We start from the raw sequence: 20,637 nt of genomic DNA on the forward strand, positions 1-20,637 counted from the left end.
GCGAGGAAGCTGCGGGAAGCACGACGCTGCCGGCGGGCGTCCCGGCGGATCAAACCAATATCTAGGCCGGCAATAGGCCGTTGCCGGTTGGAACGACGCGCCGACATTCACCGTTGCCGTGGTGCCTGTCGTCGCCGCCGCCGACCGCAAAAAGCCCTCCCGCCGGGGTCGCGTCGGCGGGAGGGCTTCCTGGGACCCGGACCGGACGGAGGACCGGAACCGGGGACGAAAAATCTTCAACCATTGCGCGCCGGTGCGCCCGATCGCTGACCGCCCGGCCGGCCCGATTGCCGGCCGGGCGCTGGGGGTGTTTCGTCAGCGCGCGGCGGCTTCGCGGACCTTCTGCACGGCGGGGAGCAACAGGCCGATCAGCACCTGCACCGGATTGACCGCGATGATCATGCCGTTCGACGGCTGCGCCGACTGCGCCATGGCGGGGGTCGCCGAGAGCGCGACGGTGAGGGCGAGGACGGGGGTCAGGATCAGCTTCTTGGTCATCACGAACTTCCTTTCAAAGGGGTCGAACGATGGCGGTCGTTTCCAAACTGGCTCGGGATTTTCCCGATGACCGGCTTATGGCGGCGATCATCGCAGCCGCGCGTGATCGGCGTCACTGGCCGCGAAAAAAAATCACAAGCCATTGGGGCTAAGGACAAAAAATCTTCAAATTTTCGTCGCCGGCCAACCGCCCCGGCGAATCAGCCGCGCTTGAGCTTCACCAGCGCGGTGTCGAGCGCCTGCAGAAAGGCCGACCGGTCGCTTTTGGAAAAGGGCGGCGGGCCGCCCATGCCGTCACCCATGCCCGCCCGCAGGTCGGCCATGATCGCGCGCGTCGCGATCGCCGGCCCGATCGAGGCGAGGGTGAAGGGCTTGCCCGTCGGCGCGAGCACCATCGCCCCCGCCTTCAGCGCCCGGTCGGCGAGCAATATGTCGGACGTCACGACGATGCTGCGCGGCGTCGCCGCCTCGGCGATCCAGTCGTCGGCGGCATCGAAGCCGTCCGAGACGACGATGCGCTCGATCAGCGGATGGTCGGGGACGCGCAAGCGACTGTTGCTCACCACCTTGACCGCGACGTCGTGCCGCCAGGCGACCTTGTAGATTTCGTCCTTCACCGGGCAGGCGTCGGCATCGACGAGGATCGTCATCGTCATCGCGGCGCCCCCGCCCGCCCACGCAACGGCATTATTTCTTCATATTGTCGAGCCCGGCGACCACGCCGGTCTTGGTCGACGGGTTGCTCGCATTGGGCTTTTTCGGCTTTTCGGCCTTGGGCTTGCGCGTTTCGCGGGTCGATTTCTTCTGGCCCTTGGCCATGATCAATACCTTGCAGGCGGCGGACGTGCGTGCCCGTCGCCGCCGACCCTAGGCGCAATGCCGCGTTGCGTCGCCTGTTTCCGGCGCCCGCGCTCATGCCGACACCCCGTCCCACAGCAATTTCGCGCCGAGCAGCACCATCAGCAGATAGATGATCACATAGAAGCGCGCCGGGTCCATCCTTTTGAGCCAGCGCACCGTGACCAGCGTGCTGACGATCGCGAGCGGCATCAACAGCAGCGCCGCGACCACCACCTCGTGCGGAAAGGCGCCCAAGGCCAGATAGGCGGGCACCTTCATCCAGTTGACGATCGCGAACAGGATCGCGCTGGTGCCGATGAAGGTCAGGTGCGGCAGCTTGCGCGGGGTCACCCACATCTGGAACGGCGGGCCGCCGGCATGGGCAATCTGGCTGACAAAGCCCATCGCCGTCCCGAACAGCGTGCCGACCCAGCCCGGCGACTGCGACGCCGCGACGATGCGTCCGCCGCGCTCGACCCACAGGCGATAGAGGCCGAAGGCCAGCGTGATCGCGCCGAGCGCCGCCATCAGCTGCGCCTCGTCGACGCGCTCGGCATAATACCAGCCCGCCGCGACGCCGACCGCCGCGCCGGGCAGCATCCAGCCGATGATCCACCCGTCCCAGGTCTTGCGAAACGCCCAGACGCTGACGACGTCCTGCACGATCAGGATCGGCAGCAGCAGCGCGGCGGCAGTCGCCGGCGGCAGCACCAGCGCCGCGAGCGGGGTCGCCAGCGCACCGACCCCCGCGAGCCCGCCCTTGGCCATGCCGAGCAGGATCACCGCGACGATCAATATCGCCAGCGTCACCGGGTCGGACAAAATGCTCACCAACGCATGCTCATGCGGCGCCAGCGTCCGGCGTTTCGGGCAATTGCCAGTCGATCGTCCCGCGCCCTTGCGCGGCCAGAAAACCATTGGCCTGGCTGAACGGCTTCGATCCGAAAAACCCATTATGCGCCGACAGCGGCGAGGGGTGCGGCGCGCGCAGGATCAGGTGCGGGCCACCCGCGCCGAGCCCCGCGACATTCGCCGCCTTCTTCTGCGCATGGCTGCCCCACAGGATGAACACCTTGGGTGCCGGATCGGCGGCGACTGCGGCGACCGCAGCATCGGTGAAGCGCTCCCACCCGCGTTTCTGGTGCGACGCCGCCTGCCCCGCCTCGACCGTCAGCACAGCGTTGAGCAGCAGCACGCCCTGTTCCGCCCAGCTCCCCAGATAGCCGTGCCGCGCCGGGGGAATGCCCAGGTCGTCGCGCATTTCCTTGTAGATATTGACCAGGCTCGGCGGCGTCCGCACCCCCGGCTGGACCGAAAAGCACAGGCCATGCGCCTGGTCGGGTCCATGATAGGGGTCTTGCCCCAATATCACGACGCGGACATCCTGCGGCGGCGTCGCGTCCAATGCCGCGAACCAGTCGCGCGGTTTGGGATAGATGGTCTTGCCCTTCGCGCGCTCGGCGGCGAGATACGCCTTCAATTCGCCCATATAGGGCAAATCGAACTCGCCGCCGATGCGGGCGAGCCAGTCGGGATGAAGCTTGACCTCGGCCATGCGGCCTTTGACCGGAGCCGGCGCGCCTTGTCCAGCGGCTATTCCATCGCTAGGCACGGCGCGCAGACAGGGGATGATTTCGATGGCGATCGGCGCAGCATTGGACCAGCTCGAAGCGGTGGTGAAGGCACGGCTCGCAGCCGGCGACGCCGAAAGCAGCTATGTCGCCAGCCTCGCCGCCAAGGGCCGCGCCAAGATCGCGCAAAAGCTGGGCGAGGAAGCGGTCGAAACCGTCATCGCCGCAGTCAGCGAAGACGACGCCGCGCTGGTCGGCGAGGCGAGCGACCTCCTTTTCCACCTGTCGGTGCTGCTCGCCGAGCGCGGCCTGTCATGGACCGACATCGCGACCGAGCTCGACCGCCGCCACGGCACCTCGGGCCACGCCGAAAAGGCCGCGCGGCCCAAATCCTAACGCTACAGGAGCTCCCATGCCGATCGACGCCACCCTCCCCTATGACGATAGCAACATCTTCGCGCGCATCCTGCGCGGCGAGCTGCCGTGCACGAAGGTCCATGAGGATGAATTCAGCCTCGCCTTCCACGACATCAATCCGCAGGCGCCGCTCCACATATTGGTGATCCCCAAGGGCCCCTATGTCAGCTGGGACGATTTTTCGGCGCGCGGCAGCGACGCCGAGATCGCGGGCTTCGTGCGCGCGGTGGGACAGGTCGCGCGCGACCTCGGCCTCGTCGCGCCGGGTTATCGCCTGCTCGCCAATGTCGGCCTCGACAGCCATCAGGAGGTCCCGCACCTGCATGTCCATATTTTTGCAGGACAAAAATTGGGGCCAATGCTGGTGCGCTGATTCGGCCCAACGCTTCGTTGCGGAAAATCTGCGGTGAACCGTGGCATATCGTCGGTGAACCGTTGACTATTCGCCCGCGATTCGGCACATAAGAAGACGGGTCTTTGGGAGGCAGCGATGGCGCGTTTTTGGCAAGGACTCGGGGTGCGATTCGCGGCGAAGGCGCGGCTCGCGCTGATGCTTCCCCTCGCCCTGGCGGTCGCCGCCGCGAGCGGCGACACCATCCCGCAGGTCATCCTCGCCACCCCCGGCAGCGCGGGCAATGGCGACGGCACGATCAGCCGCTTCACCCTGCGCTTTTCCGAAGACATCGTGCCCCTGGGCGATCCCCGCGCCAAAGCCCCCGCGACCAACGACTGCAAGACGCCATCGTCAGCCCGCTGGGTCGATACGCGCACCTGGGTGCTCGAATTCGACAAGTCGCTGCCCGGCGGCGTGACCTGCACCGTCGAACTGCGCCCCAACCTCAAGACGACAAGCGGCGTCGCGGTCGGCGGCAACAGCCGCTTCGAAATCGACTCGGGCGGCCCCTCGGCGCGCGCCGTCCTCGTCGGCGGCACTTATGATGGCGTCGAAGAGGACCAGATCTTCCTCGTCGCGACCAATGTCGCCGCCGACCGCGCCTCGGTCGGTCGCTATGCCTATTGCGCGGTCGACGGCATCGGTGAGAAGATCCCGGTCGACGTCCTCGGCAACGACACCGCGAGCGAGATCCTCGACGGGCTCGGCGACAACAGCTGGGACCGCCAGGAATTCGCCTATAACGGCGGCCTCCCGCTGCGCCTCGCCAAGGGCGCCGACCGCGCCGCCGCGCTCGACCGCATCGTTCCCGTCAAATGCCGCCGCCCGCTGCCCCCCGGCCGCGAGATGGCGCTGGTCTGGGACGCGCGCATCCAGCAGGCCGGCGCACCCAACCGCACCGCCGGCCGCGATCAGCGTTTCGACTATGACGTGCGGCCCGCCTTCACCGCGAAAATGTCGTGCGCCCGCGTCAATCCGCAGGCGGGCTGCAACCCGGTCAAGGACATCACCTTGAGCTTCGCCTCGCCGGTCGCACGCGACACCGCGCTCGCCGCGACGCTCAGCACCGCCGACGGCAAGCGCCTGACGCCGAAGGTCGATGACGACGACAAGAATGACGCCTTCGTCACTTACGTGCGCTTCAAGGGCCCGTTGCCGCAAAATGTCGATGCGACGCTCGTCCTGCCCGCCGACGTCACCGACCAGAGCGGCCGCAAACTGCTCAACCAGTCGAACTTCCCGCTCAAATTCCACATCGACCGCGCCCCGCCCTTGGTCAAATTCGCCGCCGAATTCGGCATCCTCGAAGCAAGCGAGGGCGGCATATTGCCCGTCACCGTGCGCGGGGTCGAAGCCTCGCTCGCGCAGGCCAATCTCAAAATGCCCGCGACGCTGCTCCGCGTCGGCGACGACGATGCCGCGATCGCACGCTGGCTGAAGCGCGTCGATAGCGCCGACGACAGCGACTATCGCGAAGAAAAGGATGCGACCGGCGAGGAGGTCACCGTCAACTATACCGGCTCCAAGTCGGTGTTCGACGGCGCCCCGGCGGGCGGCGAACGCCGCGACATGCAGCTCTCCCCCGCCGCGGGCGGCAAGGAATTCGAAGTCGTCGGCATCCCGCTCGCCGAAAAGGGCTTTCATGTCGTCGAGATCGCCAGCCCCGAGCTCGGCGCCGCGCTGCTCGGCCGCAAGGCGACGCGCTATGTCGCGACCGCCGCGCTCGTCACCAATATGGCGGTGCATTTCAAATGGGGCCGCGAAAATTCGCTCGCCTGGGTGACCGCGCTCGACACCGGCCTCCCTGTCGCGGGCGCCGAGATTCGCGTCACCGACAGCTGCACCGGGCGTCAGCTCGCGCGCGGCATCGCCGACAAACAGGGCCGCCTCGCCTTCCCGAGCGGGCTGCCCGAGCCCGAAACCTATGCCAGCTGCGAAGAGGAACCCGACCCCGCGAACAGCGAGGGCCATGCCCTGATGGTCAGCGCGCGCAGCGGCGACGATTTCAGCTTCACCCTCACCGACTGGGGCGACGGCATCCGCCCCTATGACTTCGACCTGCCCTATGGCTGGTCCGAACGCGACGACATCTTCCACACCATCTTCGACCGCGCGCTGGTCAAGGCGGGCGAGAGCGTCAACATGAAGCATGTCCTCCGCCGCCCGGTCGGCGCCGGATTCGCGGTGCCCAAGCCGATCGCCGGCAAGCTCCGCCTCATCCATCGCGGCTCGGACACCGAATTCGAAATGCCATTCAGCATCGACGCCTCGGGAACCGGCGAAAATGTCTGGAACGTCCCCGCTTCGGCGCCGATGGGCGACTATGACCTCGTCTTCGTCACGAAGGACAAGGATGGTGAGGACAAGACGATCTGGTCGAGCCAATCGGTCAAAGTCGACGAATATCGCCTGCCGACGATGAAGGCGACCGTCACCGGCCCGAAACTGCCCCCGGTACGCCCGACACAGGTGCCGCTGTCGCTGTTCGTCGGTTATCTGTCGGGCGGCCCCGCCCCCAATCTGCCGGTCGAAATGCGCACCAGCTTCTCGCCGCGCTGGTCGCCGCCCGAGGATTATAGCGATTGGGATTTCGACGGCCAGCCGGTCAAGGAAGGCACGGTCCAGCTCGACGACGACGGCCAGGAGCCCGAGGCCGACATGCCGCTCGCGCGCTCGGTGCCGCTGGTCCTCGACGCCAATGGCAGCGCGACGACCAATGTCATGGTCGACCAGCCGATCACCGAACCGACCCAGATGGCGGTCGAAATGGATTATGAGGACGCCAACGGCGAAACCCTGACCTCCAGCCGCCGCATCACCCTCTTCCCCTCCGCCGTCCGCCTCGGGCTCAAGACCGACGGCTGGCTGATGCGCGACAACGACCTCAGGCTCAATTTCGTCGCGCTCGACCTCGACGGCCAGCCGCGCTCGGGCCAGCGCGTCTCGGTCGCGCTCTACAGCCGCGAGATCATCACCGCGCGGCGGCGTCTGATCGGCGGCTTCTACGCCTATGACAACCAGATGCGCACCAAGCGCCTCGATGCGACCTGCAGCGCCACCACCGACAAGCTGGGCCGTGCGCGCTGCGCGATGGCGCCCGGCATCTCGGGCGAGGTCACCGTCGTTGCGACCACGGTCGACGCCGACGGTAACGAGGCGCGCGCGGTGCGCTCGGTCTGGCTCGCCGGCGACGACGATTGGTGGTTCGGCGGCGACAATGGCGACCGCATGGACGTGATCGCCGAAAAGCCGCGCTATGCCGCCGGCGACACCGCGAACTTCCAGGTGCGTATGCCCTTCCGCGAAGCGACCGCGCTGGTCACCGTCGAGCGCGAAGGCGTGCTGTCGAGCTTCGTCGTGCCGCTCAAGGGCACCAACCCGGTGGTCAAGGTGCCGCTGCCCGCCACTTACGCCCCCGACGTCTATGTCTCGGTCATGGCGGTGCGCGGCCGCGTCACCGGCAACGAAAGCTGGTTCCGCAAGCTCAAACGCGCGGCAGGCTTCAAGATCGAGAATAGCGAGGGCGCCCCGGCGACCGCGCTCGTCGACCTCGCCAAGCCCAGCTACCGCATGGGCATCGCGCGCATCAAGGTCGGCTGGGAAGGCCATCAGCTCGGCGTCAAGGTGAAGGCCGACAAGGAGAAATATGCGGTCCGCGAAACCGCCAAGGCCAGCATCGAGGTCAAGGGTCCGAACGGCAAGGCCCCCGCCAACGCCGACGTCGCCTTCGTCGCGGTCGATGAAGCCTTGCTCCAGCTTGCCCCGAACGAAAGCTGGAAACTGATCGACGCGATGATGGGCGAACGCACGCTCGACGTGCTCACCTCGACCGCGCAGATGCAGGTCGTCGGCAAACGCCATTATGGCCGCAAGGCGCTCGAACCGGGCGGCGGCGGCGGCGGCGACCTGTCGGGGCTGACCCGCGAGGATTTCCGTCCCGTGCTGCTGTGGAAAGGTCATGTGCCGCTCGACGCCAAGGGCCGCGCCACCGTCGACGTGCCGCTCAGCGACAATCTCTCGGGCTTCCGCCTCGTCGCGATCGCGACCGACGGATCGCAATATTTCGGCACCGGCGAAACCAGCATCCGCACCGTGCAGGATCTCGGCGTCTTCGCCGGGCTGCCCGAACTGGTCCGCACCGGCGACACCTATGACGCGCGCTTCACGCTCCGCAACGGCACCGACAAGGCGATGGAGGTCACCGCGACCCCGACGCTGTCGCCCGCCGTCGCGACCGCGCCGCCGCTGACCGTCACCATCCCGGCGGGCGGCGCGGTTCCGGTGAGCTGGTCGATGACCGCGCCCGACCTCGTCGGCCCGATCGAATGGACGGTCGAGGCGGTCGCCAAGGGCGGCAAGTCGCGCGACCGGCTGGTTTTCCAGCAGGTCGTCGAACCCGCCGTGCCGGTCGAGACCTGGGCGGCGTCATTGTTCCGCGTCGGCCCCGACACCAGCCTGCCCATCGGCATTCCCGAAGGCGCGCTGACCGGCGGCTATGTCGATATTGCGCTCGCCGGCACGCTCGCGCCGCCGCTCGCCGGGGTGCGCGACTATATGGGCGTCTACCCCTATAATTGCTTCGAACAGTCGACCTCACGCGCCGTCGCGCTCGGCGATCTCGGTCGCTGGCAGGCGCTGGCGGGGGCGATCCCCACCTATCTCGATAAGGACGGGCTGCTGCGCTATTGGCCCAACGACCGGCTCGACGGGTCGCCGGAGCTGACCGCCTATGTGCTCGCGGTGACGGCGGCGAACGGCTTCGCGATCCCCGAGGATTCGAAGGCGAAGATGGTCAAGGCGCTGCAGGCGGTCGTCGAAGGACGCCTGACCCGCAAGGGTTACGGCCCCTATGACATCCGCCCGGTCCGCGTCGCCGCGCTCGCCGCGCTCGCGCGCAACAATGCGTCGAGCCCCAAGCTCGTCGCGGCGATCGACATGGCGCCGGTCGACATGGCCACCGGCACGCTCGCCGACTGGCTGGTCGCGATCGAACGCACGCCCAATGTCCGCAACGCCCCGGCGCTGCGCACCGCTGCCGAGAATGAACTCAGGAAACGCCTCGTCTACGAAGGCACCCGCGTCGATCTCGTCGACGATGCCAAAGCGCCCTGGTGGATGATGGTCAGCGGCGACGAAATGGCGATCAAGGCGCTCGACGCGGTGATGGGCCGCAAGGGCTGGGAGGATGACACCGGCAAGCTGATGGTCGGCGTCGCGCAGCGCCAGCGCCGGGGCCATTGGGACACCACCCCCGCCAATGCCTGGGGCGCGACCGTCGTCCGCCGCTTCGCCGAGCTTTATCCGGCCGCCGCGATCACCGGCGTCACAAGGATCAGCCTCGCCGACGCGAGCGCGGCGCAAAGCTGGCCGCTGCCCGATCCCGTCAGCCCGCTGCGCGTGCCGCTCACGACCGGCAAGATGGCGCTGCAACACCAGGGCGCCGGTACGCCCTGGGCGGTGGTCAGCGTCAAGGCCGCAGTGCCGCTCAAGGAACCGCTCAACGCCGGCTACCGGATCAAGCGCACGGTGAGCATCGTCAAGGCCGCCGACCCGAACCGCCTCGTGCGCGGCGACGTGATCAAGGTACGGATCGAGGTCATCGCCGCCGCCGGCCGCACCTGGGTCGTCGTCAACGATCCGATCCCGCCGGGCGCGACGATCGTCGGCAACCTCGGCGGCCAGTCGCAGATGCTGGCGGCGCAGGCCGGGGGCGAGGGCGTGTGGCCGAGCTATGTCGAACGCGGCAAGGACAGCTGGCGCGGCTATTTCGGCTGGATGCCCGCTGGCACCCACGCGGTCGAATATGTCGTGCGCTTGAACGGCTCGGGCCGCTTCAACATGCCGCAGACGCGCGTCGAGGCGATGTACTCGCCCGCAATCCGCGGCCAGTGGCCGAATGCGCCGGTGACGGTGGCGAGCAGCGCGAACTGATGGAGAATCCGCGTCCCTTGCTCCGTTCGTGTCGAGTGAAGTCGAGACACGTCGCAGTCGCACGCGACGGTCAGCCTTCTCACCTCGTCACCCTGAACTTGTTTCAGGGTCCATGGCCTGCCCTTTCCTTCCGCGCCGCGTAGGACGGGATGTCGGGCCATGGATGCTGAAACGAGTTCAGCATGACGAAGATGGGGAACGAAGGGGCTAGCCTACCCCGCAAAAGGCGCTGGTTCGACGCCTTCGCTTGGGCTGCGCTCGCGCTCCTTATCCTCACCACCGCGGCGCATCTCGCCACCAAGCCCCCCGCGATGCCTGCCTACGAAGATGTCCGCGCCGCGTGGAAACCCAGCGAAGCCTGGCTCTACGACCGCGACGGCCGCCTGCTCGACAGCGAGCGCGTCGATTTCGAGCGCCGCCGCATGGCCTGGGTGCCGCTGAACGACATCGCCAAGCCCGTCCGCGACGCCGTCGTCGCCAGCGAGGACAAACGATACTGGTCGCACGGCGGGGTCGACTGGCTCGCGATGGCCAGTGCCGCCCGGGCACGCTGGACCGGCGGCCGCTCGCGCGGCGCCTCGACCTTGCCGATGCAGCTCGCGGCTTTCCTGTCGCCCGACCTCGCGCTCCCCGGCCAGCGCGGCTGGCTCAACAAGATCCGCCAGATGCGCGCCGGGCAGGAATTGGCGTCGCATTGGACGCGCGAGCAGATGCTCGAGGCCTATTTCAACCTCGTTCCCCTGCGCGGCGAGACGCAGGGTATCGGCGCCGGCGCGCGTGCGCTGTTCGGCAAAAAGCCCGCCGATATGGACCGCACCGACGCCGCGCTCTTCGCCGGGCTGCTCCCCAATCCCGGCGCGGGCGCCGAAACGCTGGGCATCCGCGCGTGCCGGGTGGCGGCAACGCAGGATTGCGGCCCGATCCGCGCCGCCGCCGCGACGCTCGTCTCGGGCGAGCGCATTGCCGAGCTCGACCCCGCGCTCGCGCCGCACCTCGCGGTCCGCCTGCTCGACAAGCCCGGCAAGCGCGTCACCACCACCATCGACCGCCGCATCCAGGAGGCCGCGATCGTCGCGCTCAAGCGCCAGCTCGCGGGGCTCGGCGCCGATCGTGTTCGCGACGGCGCGGTCGTCGTGCTCGACAACGCCACCGGCGACGTGCTCGCCTATGTCGGCGGGGTCGGTCTCAAATCGACCGCCGCGCAGGTCGACGGCGCCAATGCGCGGCGGCAGGCGGGCTCGACCTTGAAGCCGCATCTCTATGCGCAGGTGATCGAGCATCGCTGGCTCACCGCCGCCTCGATCCTCGACGACAGCCCGGTCCAGCTCGACACCGCCTCGGGGCTGTACGTTCCGAAAAACTACGATCACAGCTTCCAGGGGCCGGTCAGCGTCCGCCACGCGCTTGCCTCGTCGCTCAATGTGCCGGCCGTCCGCACCCTCGTCATCGACGACGTCCAGCAGTTCCGCGACCGCCTGTGGGCCCTGGGTTATCACGGCCTCGTCGAGGACGGCGAATATTATGGCTTCAGCCTGGCACTTGGCTCGGCCGAAGTGTCGCTGGTCGAACAGGCCAACGCCTTCAGAACATTCGCAAATCAGGGAAAGTGGTCCCCCGTCCGCTACGACGCTACGCGGCACCTTCGCGAACATCCGCGCGCCATCGTCTCCCCCGCCGCCGCCTTCATCGTCGGCGACATCCTCGCCGACGCCTCCGCCCGCACCGACGCCTTCGGCGCCGACAGCGCGCTGCGCCTCCCCTTCTGGGCGGCCGCCAAGACCGGCACGTCAAAGGGCATGCGCGACAATTGGTGCATCGGCTGGTCCGACCGCTTCACCGTCGCGGTGTGGGTCGGCAATCTCGAGGGCGATTCGATGCGCGCGGTCTCGGGCACCTCGGGCGCCGCGCCGGTGTGGCGCGACGTGATGCTCGCGCTCCACGCCGGCAGTCCGGGCAAGGCGCCCGCGATGCCCGAAGGCGTCGAGGCTCGCCAGATCGCGCTTCCCGGCACCCGCGAGCCGCCGCGCCGCGAATATTTCATCCGCGGCACCGGCCAGGCCGAAATGGCCGCCGCCCCCGCCGCGTCGCGCCGCCCGCGCATCACCAGCCCGGTCAGCGGCAGCGTCTATGCGCTCGACCCCGATATTCCCCTGGACCGCCAGCGGCTCGGCATCGCGGTCAGCGGCGAAGTCACCGGCTATCGCCTGATCCTCGACAAACAAACGCTCGGCGATGCCGACGCGGGCCAGCAGATCCTGCCACGCCCGGGCAGCCATATGCTCGCGCTGGTCGACCCCGGCGGTCGCATGGTCGACCGCGTCCGCTTCACGGTGCGATAAGCGACGAAGCACCTGTCGCATCCCTGAAATTATGTTGCGCTGACGGGAGGAGCGTTTAGTCTGCCCCGCCAGGAGAGGGTCCGCACCGGGCCCCAAAGGGGATATTCGGATGATATTTGGTCGCGTCAAACCGCTCGACGCCATCTTGGCCACCGCCGAGAAAAAGTCGCTGCACCGAACGCTTGGTGCCTTTCAGCTTACGATGCTGGGGATTGGCGCCGTCATTGGGACCGGGATTTTCGTGCTGACTGCCGAGGCCGCGCAAAAAGCGGGTCCGGGCATGATGATCAGCTTTGTCATTGCCGGCTTCGTCTGCGCCTTTGCCGCGCTCTGCTATGCCGAAATGTCCTCGATGGTCCCCGTATCGGGTTCGGCTTACACCTATAGCTACGCCGTCATGGGCGAAATGATCGCCTGGATGGTCGGCTGGGCACTGATCCTCGAATATGCGGTCGCTGCGGGTGCCGTGTCGGTCGGCTGGTCGGGTTATGTCGTGGGGTTGATCGAACATAGTTTCGGAATCGACATACCGGCCAAATTCGTCCTCGGGCCGTTCGATGGCGGCATGATCAACCTGCCCGCGATGTTCATCGCCGGGCTGGTGACCATGCTCCTCGTTGTCGGCACACGCGAATCGGCGACGGTCAACGCCATCCTCGTGGTGATCAAGGTCGCGGCGCTGACATTGTTCATCGTCCTCGCGGTTCCGGTGATGAACATGGAGAATTTTGAACCCTTTGCTCCGCTTGGCTTCGGCGGCATCGGCGCGGCCGCAGCGTCGATCTTCTTCGCTTATGTCGGGTTCGACGCGGTGTCGACCGCAGCGGAGGAAACCAAAAATCCCCAGCGCAACATGCCGATCGGCCTGATCGGTAGCCTGGCCATCTGCACCATCTTCTATCTTCTTGTCGCCGCCGGCGTCATCGGGTCGGTCGGCGCACAGCCCGTCGGCATCGACGCCCTCAGCGGCCATGCGCTTGAACCGGGCAGCCGCGAACTCGCCGCCGCCTGCGGCGCGATCGGCGATCAGGCCGTCGTCTGCTCAAAGGAAGCGCTGGCGTGGACCATGCGCGAAATCGGTTGGCCGCAGGTCGGCAACCTGATCGGCCTTGCCGCCGGTCTCGCACTTCCGTCGGTCATCTTGATGATGATGTTCGGTCAGACCCGCATCTTCTTCGTGATGAGCCGTGACGGTCTGCTGCCGCAGGCCTTTTCGAAAATCCATCCGAAGTTCAACACCCCGCATGTGATCACGATCATCACCGGCATCGCCGTGGCGCTGTTCGCCGCCTTTTTCCCTGTCGGGCAGCTGGCGAATATTTCGAACTCGGGCACCTTGTTCGCTTTTGCCGCCGTCTCGATCGCGGTGATGGTGATCCGCAAGACGGATCCCGACCGCAAGCGTCCGTTCAAGACCCCGCTGATCTATGTCACGGCGCCGATCGCGATCGTCGGCTGCCTCTATCTGTTCTTCAATCTCGATCAGAAGAGCATCAACCTCTTCCTGATCTGGGCCGCCATAGGTCTGGTCGTCTATTTCGCCTACAGCCGTTCGCGCAGCCACGTCGGCTTGGGCCGCGTCGAGGTGCATGAGGATGACGCCGATGCGCCGCCCCCGCCGGTGCCGCCGGCACCGTCGTTCAACGGATAAGGGGAAAGGGGGCTTCGGCCCCCTTTCTTTTGTTTGTCAGTAGGGATTCTTCGGTGCGGTGCCCGGCCGGGTGAACAATTTCCCGCGCTCGGCCCAATAGACAAGCGCCAGGCCCACCACCCCCGAAATCAGGAAGGCATAAGCGAGCGGCAGCGTCGTTCCGTCATATTGCTGACCGATCAGCGCGCCGACGGTCGCGGCGAGCAGGGTCTTGGCAAAGCTTTGGTAGGAGGAGGCGACGCCGGCCATATGGCCGAAATCCTCCATCGCGATCGACCCGAAATTGCTGCCGATAAAGCCGATCAGCCCGACATTGACCATCATCAGCGCGGTGAACATCCACAGCGTCTCGCCGCCGCTGAGCGCCACCAATATCTGCGCGCTCGCGGTCGCCATGAAGGCGAAGACCGCGCTTTGCGAAACCCGCCGCGCCCCGAACCGCTCGACAATCGCCGCGTTGGAGAAATTGGCGATGGCGATCCCCGTCGCGACGAACGCAAAGACCAGCGGGAACAGGTTCCGCGCCTGGAACACATCGGCGATGATCTGTTCGCTGCTGTTGAGATAGCCATAGAGCGATCCCTGCATCATGCCCGATGCGAACATATAGCCCGCAGCGCGGCGATGCCGCGTCACCGTCGCCCAGCCCGCGATCATCGTCCGCAGATCGAGCGGCCGGACGTCGGCAGGGTCGAGCGTTTCGGGCAGGCGCCGCAGCCAGAACAGCATCACGACGCCCATCGCCGCGAGGACGATGAAGATCGACCGCCAGCCCGCGATCGCCGCAACCCCCGCGCCCATCGTCGGCGCGATGGCGGGCACGATCATAAAGACGAGGAAGATCATCGACAGCCTTTTCGCCATCGCATCGCCCGAGAACAGGTCGCGGATCACCGCGACGACGATCACCCCGAGCGCGGCGCTGACGATGCCATGGCCGAAGCGCAGCGCGAGCAGCATCGGGAAACTGGTCGCAAGCCCGCAGCCGATCGAAAAGGCGACATAAGCGAAAAGCGCCGGCACCAGCACGCCCTTGCGGCCGAACCGGTCCGACAGCGGCCCATAGAGGAGCGAACCGAAGCCGATGCCGAGCAAATAGGTCGAGATCACATATTGCCGGTCGTTGGCGACGGTCACCCCCAGCCCTTCGCCGATCGCGGGCAGGGCGGGCAGCATCGAGTCGATCGCGAGCGCGTTGAGCGCCATCACCATCGCCATCATCACGACCATCTCGCGCTGGCCGGGCAGGGGGCGTTGGACCTCGGGCGGGGGAACAGAGGGAATATTGTGCATTGCAGCGGCGCTATGCGCCTGCCCTCACGCTTTGGCCACCCCCTCGCGGGCAGGCAAAGCTATGCAAAAGAAAAGGGCCGCCCCCGCCCGGTCGGGTGGGAACGGCCCTTCGCCTGTGTCAAAAAGCGCTGGCGATCAGCCCTGGCGGGTGCCCGTCATCGCCATCGAACCAAAGGCGCCGGCCTTGATCGTGCCGGTCAGCGCGTCGCCGTCGATCACCGCTTCGCATTCGAGCGTCATCGGCATCGGCACCTTCATGTTCATGGTCCAAGTCAGCTTGTTGCCATCGACCTTGCCATTCTCGACGTCGAGCGACCCCATCGCACCGGCGTTCTGGCCGGTGAAGCTGGCGCCGTCGCTGGCGACGCTGAACACCGACTTCTGATCGCCCATCGGCGACTTGGTTACGCAATCATAATTGCCGTCAACTTGAGACATGAAACCTCTCCTACTGAAACTGATGTTAATTAGCGGGCGACACCATTTCCACCGGCAATCCCAATCCGTCAAGCTGCGGTTTGACCGTCGCCGCATCGCCGACGATGACATAGACGAGGCCGTCGGCGCTCAGCGTCTTGCGCGCTGCCGCGTCGACTTCGGCGGTCGTCATCGACTCATAGGTCGCGGGCAGTTTTTCGTAATAATCGTCGGCGCGATCATATTTGACGATCGAACGCAATCCGCCGAGCACGTCGCCCGAGGTTTCGAAGCTGCCCGGCAGTTCGCGGACATTGCCGTTGACCGTCCGCTCCAACTCCTCGGGCGTAACGCCCTTGTCGCCGAGGAAGGATTTGAGGTCGATCAGCAATTCCTTGACCGAATCGCCGGTGCGATCGGCCTGGACCGGCGCGGCGGCGATCCACGCGATCCGGTCCTTGTCGCCGGTGACCCGCGTCCGCACGCCATAGGACCAGCCCTTGGTCTCGCGCAGATTGGTGTTGAAACGCGACAGGAAGTCGCCCCCGAAAATATCATTGGCCGCCCGCAGCACTTCCAGATGATCGGTGCCCTTCGCGTCCAGAACCTTGCCCGCCAGGATCACCGACTGCGGCGATTTCGGGCGGTCGAACAGCAGGATGCGCGGCTGCGGCGCCGGGATGGCGACATCGAAATGCTTGGTCGGCTTCGCCGACTTCGGCGCCTTCCAATTGCCGAAGGCGGTTTCGAGCTGCTTGGTTACCTCCTTCAGCGTCGTGTCGCCGACGACGAAGATGCGCGCCGTGTCCGGACGGATCCAGGTCGAATGGAAGGCGACCAGCTGATCGCGCGTCGCGGCGGTGACCGCTTTCGCATCGCCAAGGCCCGAGGGCGGAATACCATAGGGATGGTCGGCGCCGTACAGCACCGGCATCAGCACCCGCGTGGCGATCGCGTTGGGATTGTTGAGCTCGGCCTTCAGCCGGTTGAGCTGCTGCGCGCGCACCCGCTCCAGCTCCTGCGCGTTAAACGCCGGGTTGCGGATATAGTCGGCGAGCAAAGTCAGCGACGGCGCCAGGTTCGGCTTCAGCGCGAACATCTCGAACACCGTCTCGTCGGCATTGGCCGACCCGTCGATCTGGGTGCCGAGCCGCTCCTTCGCTTCGGCGAAGGCGATCGAATCGAGGCTCGTTGTGCCCTCGTCCATCAGGCTGAGCATCAGCGACTGGGTGCCGAGCGCATCATGCGGATCGGCGGCATAGCCGGCGTCGAAGCTCACCGCGACATTGACCGTCGGCACCGCGCTGCGCTTCGCAAACACGACCTCGATGCCGTTTTTGAGCTTCGCCCGCTCGATGGCGGGGAAGTCGAGCGCGGTCAGCCCGGCGACCGCCGGCAGCTGCGACCGGTCGGCGATCGCGGTGCCGAAACCCATGTCCGGGCCGACATCGCCAAGCGCCGGGTTCCAATAGCGGTCGGGTTCGACGGCCGCCACGACCTTGCCGCCGATCACCGCACCGCCGCGATTTTCGCCGCCTTCGGTGCGTTCGCCGGGGGTGTAGGTCAGCGAGAAGGCCGGGCGCGACAGCCATTTGTTGGCGACCGCCTTGACCTGCTCGGGCGTCGCCGCCGCCATGCGCTCAAGCTCGACCTTATAATAGCCCGGATCGTTCGAATAGAGCGCGCCCTCGGCGAGCGCGACCGCCTTGCCGCCGAAACCACCGACCGATTCCAGCCCCGAGATCGCACCGCCCAGATAGCTGGCTGCGGCGCGCTGCAATTCGTCAGCGGTCGGGCCGCTCGCAAGGAATTTGGCGACCTCCTCGTCGAGACGCTGGCCGACGAGCGCGGGCTCGACGCCCGGCTTCACATCGGCCTGGACGAGCAGGATGCCGGCATCCTCGAACGGCTGGGCAAAGGCCGAGACGCTGACCGCAACGGGATCCTTGCGCACCAGCGCATTGTCGAGCCGCGACGACGACAGTCCGCCGAGCACCGACATCGCCATTTGCAGCGGGATCGCGTCTTTGTCGTTGAGCCCCGGGATCGCCCACATGCGATAGATGCGCGTCGTCGGGATCAGGTCCTTGACCTCTTTCGCCAGCGGCGCGGGCAGCGTCGGGACCGACGTGACGGGCGCCTTCACTTCGGGGCCCTTGGGAATGTCGCCGAACCACTCCTGCACCTTGGCCTTGGCGGTCGCGACATCCACATCGCCCGCCAGCACCAGCACCGCATTGTTCGGGCCATAATTGTCGCTGAACCACTTTTTCACATCGTCGAGGCTGGCCGAATTGAGGTCGCCCATCGAGCCGATCGTGCTGTGGTGATAGGGGTGGCCGGCCGGGAAGAGGTTTTCGAAAATCTCGTAGCGCAACAGGCCATAGGGATTGTTGTCGCCCTGGCGTTTTTCGTTCTGGACGACGCCGCGCTGGTTATCGAGCTTTTCCTGCGTCACCGCGCCGAGCAAATGCCCCATGCGGTCGCTTTCGAGGAACAGCGCGCGGTCGAGCGCAGCGGTCGGCACGGTCTCGAAATAATTGGTCCGGTCGGTGTTGGTCGTGCCGTTGAAGTCGGTCGCGCCGACCTGCTGCAGCGGTTCGAAAAAATCGCCCGGCGAATTTTCCGAGCCGTTGAACATCAGATGTTCGAAGAGATGCGCAAAGCCCGTCTTGCCCTTGGGCTCGTGCTTGGACCCGACGCGGTACCACACCGACACCGCGATCACCGGCGCCTTGCGGTCTTCGTGGACGATGACGCGCAGGCCATTGTCGAGCGTGAACGCCTGATAGGGAATGTCGACCGCCTTCACCAGATCGGCGATCGGTGCGGGGTCGGCGGCTTTCGCCTTGGCGAAGGCGGGGCCGGCAGCGACGAGCGAGGTCGACAAGGCAAGGGCGACGGCGAAGCGGTGGAAACGGGGCATGAAGATCCTCTTGAAATCAGGAGCAGGCACGGGTTCCGCCTGCATGCGACCGGGTGCCGGACGGCACTGTATCAAAGGTTTAGGACAGCGCGCCCGCCGGTTCAAGGGCGATAGACGCGCGGTTTCGTCGCCCACAGCGCCGCCGGATCGAACAACACCGGCTTGAGCTGGTGCTGCACGAACAAGGGGGCCTGATCGTCATAATGCGGGCTGTCGGGGCGCGTCGTCGCCGATCCGAACGGCTGGATCGATTCCGACGTCAGCTTGCCATCCTTGCTCCAGGTGACGAACATGATGAAACTGTCGCCGTGGCGGACCTTGAAGCGGCCGTCGGGCTCGACGTCCCACAGCGTCGAGGCGCGCACCGTGTCGTTGCCGCCGTCGAGCGGCAGGTCGATGCGGTGGTCGCCCTCGCCATGGCGCAGCCGCAACAAAGTGCCGAGTTTCGGATCGAGCGTCCCGAAATGCTCCTGCAGATGGTCGGCGGCTTCCTTCAGCGTCGCGCGCGGGTCGGGGCCGTCGGTCGTGCGCTGATAATGCTGCTTGTTGGCCGGGCGCAGCACGATCAGCGCCAGCGCATCGCCTTGCCCCTTGCCGTCGAGGTTCCAGTCCCACGCGCGCAGCAATGCCTGCGCCTTGGCGAGCTCGGGATCGGCTTTGGTGTCGAGCGCGAGCAGCCGGTCGATCCACGCCTTGGCATAGCCCGAACGCGCATAGGCGGTGTCATATTTGATCGCCTTCAACCGCGCTTCGTCGATCTGCCCCGACGCCTCGAACAGGTCGATCAACCGCGTCGACCGGTTGGTGATGTCGTCCTCGATCCCGAGCAAGGGAGAGAAGGCGGCGGCGTCGAGCTCGTCGCCCGGTCCCGCCGCGACCCACGGCGTGTTGTTGGCGTTCATCACATAACCCGACCCCGGATTGACCAGCGCCGGATCGCGGTCGAACGGCAGCGTCTTGGTCCACAAATCGGCCGAAGTGTCGCCGGGCAAGATGCCGCGCCAATTATAGCCGGCGGGCCGGTCGGGGAACATCGCGTTGTAGAACATCCCGATATTGCCCGCCGCATCGGCATAGATGAAATTGGTCGCCGGCACGCCCTGCCCCGCCATCGCCGCGCGCCATTCGGCGAAATTCTTCGCCTTGTTGAGCCGATAATATTGGGTGACCATCGCCGACTGGTCGATCCCGGCATAACGGATCGCAAAGGCGCCCTTCGCGTTCTTGATCACCGGCCCGTGAACCGAGCGGTAGATGGTGCGCGGCACCGGGACGACGAACGGCCCGAATTTGACCTTGAGCCAGATCCGCTTCGTCTTGAGCGGGCGCCATTGGCCGTCGAAGCGATAATTCTCGCCGCTGTCGTCGAGCACCAGCTTGTAGATGTCGATCAAATCGGGCCGGTTCACCGTGTTGGTCCAGCCGAGATATTTATTGTGGCCGAGGAAGGGGTAAGGCGAGCCGGGGAAGTTCGCGCCGGCGAAGTCCCAGCCTTCCTCGCTATGCACGACCAGCTCGTACCAGGCGACCCCGCCAGTCCATGGCTGGTGCGAATTGGAAACCAGCCGCGTCGCGCCGTCTGTCGAACGCGACGGCGCCACCGCCATCGCGTTCGACCCGTTGGCGGCGGGATCGCTGCCGAGCGGGGTGTCCTTGCGCGGCACGATCTTGCCCGTCGCGTCGAGCTCGGGGCCGCCCTCGCGCCCCATCGGCTTGTCCTCGACCAGCGAACCCAGCACCGAATCGAGCCCGAAGAAGAAGGGCGAGCGCAACACGAAGCCCGCAACGACATCCTCGCCGGTCACCGGGAACAGCCCCGACAGCCGCACCTCGTCCGGATGCTTGTCGGCGTAGCGGTTGAGCCCCGCCGCATAGGCGGTGAACAGCAATTGCACGTCCTTGGGCAGGTTCGGCCAGTCGCGCGCGGTGGTCTTGCGCACATCGAGCAGCGCCGCAGCGAAGTCGATCTTCGCGCCATCCTGCCCGAGCATCGCCCCGGCGCGCCCGCGCGTCATCGCGAGCACTTCCTGCAGTGTCGCAAAATCATCCTCGGCATGGGCATAAGCGACACCATAGGCGACGTCGGCGTCGGTCTTGCCGAAGATATGCGGCACGCCGAACTTGTCGCGCGCGATCCGCACATCGGTCGGCTTGAAGCTCGGCGCGGCGGGTGCCTCGGCGGTCAGCGGTTCCCACACCGCGAGGCCGGTTGCCACCAGCGCCAGAATCACCAAAAGGCCGATCAGAAATTTGCGTATCATGGCTGGTCCTTGCGGGCCCTGTCGGCCGGTTGCGTTGCGTCATGGCGCAAATATCGGGCGGGGGAAAGACCCGCCCTTGTGTTGCCCAAAAGCAACACT

At 66.5% G+C, this 20,637-nt stretch carries 14 protein-coding genes; 5 read left to right on the forward strand and 9 right to left on the reverse strand.

The features are described from left to right. Positions 1-315 precede the first annotated feature (315 nt). From ACREB7_RS00610 to ung, 5 genes are all read right to left on the reverse strand, one after another. On the reverse strand, positions 316-498 hold the full coding sequence (locus tag ACREB7_RS00610; protein ID WP_431590367.1) for a hypothetical protein: 183 nt from the start codon (positions 496-498) through the stop codon (positions 316-318). Between the two features lie 200 nt (positions 499-698). Next, the gene (locus ACREB7_RS00615; protein ID WP_431590448.1) at positions 699-1,148 is read right to left on the reverse strand and encodes a YaiI/YqxD family protein; all 450 of its coding nucleotides are present in this window, start codon (positions 1,146-1,148) and stop codon (positions 699-701) included. 37 nt (positions 1,149-1,185) lie between these two features. Beyond that, positions 1,186-1,317 (reverse strand): hypothetical protein, encoded by a 132-nt coding sequence (locus tag ACREB7_RS00620; protein ID WP_431590368.1) that lies wholly within the window; start codon positions 1,315-1,317, stop codon positions 1,186-1,188. A 93-nt stretch (positions 1,318-1,410) separates the two neighbouring features. Next, complete coding sequence (locus tag ACREB7_RS00625; protein ID WP_431590369.1) at positions 1,411-2,169, reverse strand: sulfite exporter TauE/SafE family protein; 759 nt, start codon at positions 2,167-2,169, stop codon at positions 1,411-1,413. 10 nt (positions 2,170-2,179) lie between these two features. Beyond that, positions 2,180-2,893, reverse strand: a complete 714-nt coding sequence (gene ung, locus ACREB7_RS00630; protein ID WP_431590370.1) for a uracil-DNA glycosylase — start codon at positions 2,891-2,893, stop codon at positions 2,180-2,182. Positions 2,894-2,981: 88 nt separating this feature from the next. On the opposite strand from ung, the gene ACREB7_RS00635 reads away from it, so the two are divergent. The 5 genes from ACREB7_RS00635 to ACREB7_RS00655 all read left to right on the forward strand — a co-directional run bounded on the left by ACREB7_RS00635 (position 2,982) and on the right by ACREB7_RS00655 (position 13,641). Continuing rightward, positions 2,982-3,305: a phosphoribosyl-ATP diphosphatase gene (locus tag ACREB7_RS00635; protein WP_431590449.1), complete on the forward strand. Its 324-nt coding sequence runs from the start codon at positions 2,982-2,984 to the stop codon at positions 3,303-3,305. A 16-nt stretch (positions 3,306-3,321) separates the two neighbouring features. Then, on the forward strand, positions 3,322-3,699 hold the full coding sequence (locus tag ACREB7_RS00640) for a histidine triad nucleotide-binding protein (RefSeq protein WP_431590371.1): 378 nt from the start codon (positions 3,322-3,324) through the stop codon (positions 3,697-3,699). Between the two features lie 117 nt (positions 3,700-3,816). Next, a complete protein-coding gene (locus tag ACREB7_RS00645; protein ID WP_431590372.1) occupies positions 3,817-9,651 on the forward strand; it encodes an alpha-2-macroglobulin family protein in 5,835 nt (1,944 codons plus the stop codon). 191 nt (positions 9,652-9,842) lie between these two features. Continuing rightward, positions 9,843-11,990 (forward strand): penicillin-binding protein 1C, encoded by a 2,148-nt coding sequence (pbpC, locus tag ACREB7_RS00650; RefSeq protein WP_431590450.1) that lies wholly within the window; start codon positions 9,843-9,845, stop codon positions 11,988-11,990. Between the two features lie 109 nt (positions 11,991-12,099). Continuing rightward, positions 12,100-13,641, forward strand: coding sequence for an amino acid permease (locus tag ACREB7_RS00655; RefSeq protein WP_431590373.1), 1,542 nt, complete (start codon positions 12,100-12,102; stop codon positions 13,639-13,641). A 36-nt stretch (positions 13,642-13,677) separates the two neighbouring features. Here the strand turns inward: ACREB7_RS00655 and ACREB7_RS00660 are convergent, their stop codons facing one another. The 4 genes from ACREB7_RS00660 to ACREB7_RS00675 form a co-directional block, all read right to left on the reverse strand. Continuing rightward, positions 13,678-14,934, reverse strand: a complete 1,257-nt coding sequence (locus ACREB7_RS00660) for a multidrug effflux MFS transporter (protein ID WP_431590374.1) — start codon at positions 14,932-14,934, stop codon at positions 13,678-13,680. A gap of 135 nt (positions 14,935-15,069) precedes the next feature. Further along, entirely contained in the window at positions 15,070-15,372 is a 303-nt protein-coding gene (locus tag ACREB7_RS00665; RefSeq protein ID WP_431590375.1) for a hypothetical protein, read from the reverse strand. Between the two features lie 25 nt (positions 15,373-15,397). Then, on the reverse strand, positions 15,398-18,277 hold the full coding sequence (locus tag ACREB7_RS00670) for a M16 family metallopeptidase (protein WP_431590376.1): 2,880 nt from the start codon (positions 18,275-18,277) through the stop codon (positions 15,398-15,400). Positions 18,278-18,378: 101 nt separating this feature from the next. Continuing rightward, complete coding sequence (locus tag ACREB7_RS00675; RefSeq protein WP_431590377.1) at positions 18,379-20,538, reverse strand: acylase; 2,160 nt, start codon at positions 20,536-20,538, stop codon at positions 18,379-18,381. Positions 20,539-20,637 lie beyond the last annotated feature (99 nt).

This window comes from Sphingopyxis sp. (assembly GCF_050725615.1).
Taxonomy (GTDB): Bacteria; Pseudomonadota; Alphaproteobacteria; order Sphingomonadales; family Sphingomonadaceae; genus Sphingopyxis.

Bases quoted from the DNA above. Each gene is read 5' to 3' on its own strand.
- ACREB7_RS00670 (WP_431590376.1), bottom strand. From the start codon at position 18,277: ATGCCCCGTTTCCACCGCTTCGCCGTCGCCCTTGCCTTGTCGACCTCG.
- ACREB7_RS00675 (WP_431590377.1), bottom strand. From the start codon at position 20,538: ATGATACGCAAATTTCTGATCGGCCTTTTGGTGATTCTGGCGCTGGTG.
- ACREB7_RS00655 (WP_431590373.1), top strand. From the start codon at position 12,100: ATGATATTTGGTCGCGTCAAACCGCTCGACGCCATCTTGGCCACCGCC.
- pbpC (WP_431590450.1), top strand. From the start codon at position 9,843: ATGGGGAACGAAGGGGCTAGCCTACCCCGCAAAAGGCGCTGGTTCGAC.
- ACREB7_RS00640 (WP_431590371.1), top strand. From the start codon at position 3,322: ATGCCGATCGACGCCACCCTCCCCTATGACGATAGCAACATCTTCGCG.
- ACREB7_RS00660 (WP_431590374.1), bottom strand. From the start codon at position 14,934: ATGCACAATATTCCCTCTGTTCCCCCGCCCGAGGTCCAACGCCCCCTG.
- ACREB7_RS00645 (WP_431590372.1), top strand. From the start codon at position 3,817: ATGGCGCGTTTTTGGCAAGGACTCGGGGTGCGATTCGCGGCGAAGGCG.
- ung (WP_431590370.1), bottom strand. From the start codon at position 2,893: ATGGCCGAGGTCAAGCTTCATCCCGACTGGCTCGCCCGCATCGGCGGC.
- ACREB7_RS00610 (WP_431590367.1), bottom strand. From the start codon at position 498: ATGACCAAGAAGCTGATCCTGACCCCCGTCCTCGCCCTCACCGTCGCG.
- ACREB7_RS00620 (WP_431590368.1), bottom strand. From the start codon at position 1,317: ATGGCCAAGGGCCAGAAGAAATCGACCCGCGAAACGCGCAAGCCCAAG.
- ACREB7_RS00665 (WP_431590375.1), bottom strand. From the start codon at position 15,372: ATGTCTCAAGTTGACGGCAATTATGATTGCGTAACCAAGTCGCCGATG.
- ACREB7_RS00615 (WP_431590448.1), bottom strand. From the start codon at position 1,148: ATGACGATCCTCGTCGATGCCGACGCCTGCCCGGTGAAGGACGAAATC.